Origin of the sequence: Olsenella uli (genome assembly GCF_901212675.1) — a bacterium.
GTDB classification, from domain to species: Bacteria; Actinomycetota; Coriobacteriia; order Coriobacteriales; family Atopobiaceae; genus Parolsenella; species Parolsenella uli_B.
In genome coordinates this window covers 1-2,450 of the sequence record NZ_CAAKOQ010000048.1, presented here as the reverse complement: position 1 = coordinate 2,450, position 2,450 = coordinate 1, and the positions used below count along the sequence as shown (strand labels likewise).

General features: G+C 72.5%; 2 protein-coding genes. One reads left to right on the top strand and one right to left on the bottom strand.

Going from position 1 to position 2,450, the window contains the following annotated elements; genetic code table 11:
- The coding region (locus tag EFAMC1_RS08035) for a DEAD/DEAH box helicase (protein WP_154053779.1) at window positions 1-1,679 on the bottom strand (1,679 nt) is incomplete at its 3' end.
- A 335-nt stretch (window positions 1,680-2,014) separates the two neighbouring features.
- On the opposite strand from EFAMC1_RS08035, the gene EFAMC1_RS08030 reads away from it, so the two are divergent.
- On the top strand, window positions 2,015-2,431 hold the full coding sequence (locus EFAMC1_RS08030; RefSeq protein WP_154053778.1) for a hypothetical protein: 417 nt from the start codon (window positions 2,015-2,017) through the stop codon (window positions 2,429-2,431).
- Window positions 2,432-2,450 lie beyond the last annotated feature (19 nt).

Below are 2,450 nucleotides of genomic sequence, written 5' to 3'. Positions count from 1 at the left end.
TGCGCTCCGCGGTCCGAGCGGGCGCCACGCCCACCCTGCGCCTTGCGGCCGCCCTGGCGCGTACGACCGTCGCGCGCCGCGGCCTCGCCGCCGCGGTTGCGCCTGCCGCCACGGGTGCCCTGTGCCCCGCGACCCTGGCTGCGCTCGATGGCGGCGCGCTCCTTCTCGGAGAGGAGCTCCACGTCAACGTCCTCGCCCGTGCGCTCGCGCCCACCGCGACTGGCACTTTGACCTGCGCGCTTGTGCCCCTGACCTGCGCCACGGCCCCCGCGCTCGCCGCGCGCCGACCCGCTGCGACCGCTCGGCGCAGCCTCGCCCGCCTGCTTCTTGTGCCTGCCACCGCGCTTGCGCTTGCCCGAGCCGGGCTCGCCGCGACGCGGCTTCTCGGCCGAGCGGTTGGGGTCGAGCTCGGGCGGCTCGCTACCCAGCTCAAAGGCACCGGCGCGCTCGTAGGTGGGCACGACCTGCCCCATGAGGCGCTCGCAGTCGCGCAGGTCGCCAAAGTCGTCGCAGGTCACAAACGTAAGCGCCCACCCCGTCTCGCCGGCGCGGCCCGTGCGTCCGATGCGGTGGATGTAGTCCTCGGGGTCGGACGGCACATCAAAGTTGATCACGTAGCGCACGTCCGACACGTCGATGCCGCGCGCCAGCACGTCGGTGGCCACGAGCACGTCGGTCTTGCCGTCGCGGAAGCTCGCCAGCGCGCGCTCGCGCTGGTTCTGGCTGCGGTTTCCGTGAATCGGCGCGCACGAGATGCCCGCGCGGCGCAGGCGTCGGCAGCAGGAGTCGGCACGGTGCTTGGTGCGCGTGAAGACGATGACGTGGCTGGGGCCCTCGGCCTTGAGCACCTCCGCAAGCAGGGCGTTCTTGGCCTCGAGCGACACGGGCAGCACGAACTGGTCGATCGTGTCGGCCACGGTGCCCTTGTGGGCGATCTCCACGACGGCCGGGTCGCTCACGAGGTCGCGGATGCCGCCGATGGCCCCCTCGTCAAGCGTGGCCGAGAAGAGCATCGTCTGGCGCGTGGCCGGCGTCTGGCGCACAATCTTGCGCATCGCGGGGAGAAAGCCCATGTCAAGCATGCGGTCGGCCTCGTCGAGCACGAGCACCTGGACCTCGCTGAGGTTGGCCTCGCCCTGCTCGATGAGGTCGACGAGACGGCCGGGCGTGGCCACGAGGATGTCGCAGCCGCAGTGCAAGGCGGCCTTCTGCGGCTCGTAGCTCAGGCCGCCCACTACCGTCACGCTGCGGTGATGCGTGCGCTTGGCGATGGTCTCGCAGACATCCTCAATCTGCTGGGCAAGCTCGCGCGTGGGCGTCACCGCGAGCATGAGCGGGCCGTGGTGGCGCGGCGCGCGCGGCAGGCGGCTCATGGTTGGCAGGAGGAAGGCGGCCGTCTTGCCGGTGCCGGTCTGGGCGGCGGCCAGCAGGTCGCGGCCCTCGAGCGCGTAGGGGATGGCCTGCGCCTGAACGGGCGAGGGCGTCTCGTAGCCAAGGTCGCGCACGGCCTCGAGGACGGCGTCGGAAAGGCCGAGGTCGGAGAAGGCGGGGGTGTCGGCCGCGGCGTCGGCGGCCTCGTTCGCGGTCGCGGTGGCCGCGTCCTGCTCCACCGTCTCGTCATGCGTGGTTGCCGTGGCGGCGGTGCGCTCGTCCACGGCGGGGGTGGTGCTCTGGGTCATGCTGGTCCTGTCTGACTGTGCCGCGTCGTGGTCTCTGGGGCACCACGGCACGGACTTGCTGCGGAAATGCCGTATGCGGAAGAAAACCGACCGCTCGGCGAATTGTTACAGTCACTGTACCGGAAGCGCGGCGTGTCCGTTGCGGAGGGGCGCTACGCTTGTGCATCAGGTGAAGATGGGCCGCAGCGGGACCGCTGGAGCGAGGCCGCCGCAGCGCGACCGGAGGCAAGCCGCAGCGCGACGGCCGGCGGGCTGCGATTCGCACCGTTGCCCGGCCGGGGGGGGGTCGCTCCGTGCCCGGCCCAGTCGGACAAGGATACAAGGGAGGGGACCGCATGCGAGACAGGCGAGACGGCCGCAGCCGTGCCGGTGCGCGTGGCGTGGGCCGCGGCTTTGGTCGCAGGTCCTCCGAGAGCACGGGCCCCAGCTACCGCCTGAGCGGGGCCACCGGCTCGCGCGGCCGCGTCCCCAACGTGCGGCTGACCGGCTCAGGCCGCTCCGGCAAGGGTGGACTCTTTGGCCGCTCGACGCTCGCGGGGCGCACGAGCCCCAGTACGATCCTCGTCGGCCGCGGCGACATTCCCCAGTTTCGCGACAAGGCCGCGCGCAACGGCGGCTGGAGCATCCCGTCGCTCTCCGGCCGTCCCCAGGCGGCCGCGACCTCGCGGGCGTTTCTGCTGGCCCTGGGCGTCGCGGCCGTGGCGCTGGTCGTGGTGGTCGCGCTCGTCGTGAGGTCGTGCGGCGCGGCGTAGCCTCGGCATGAAAAGGGGC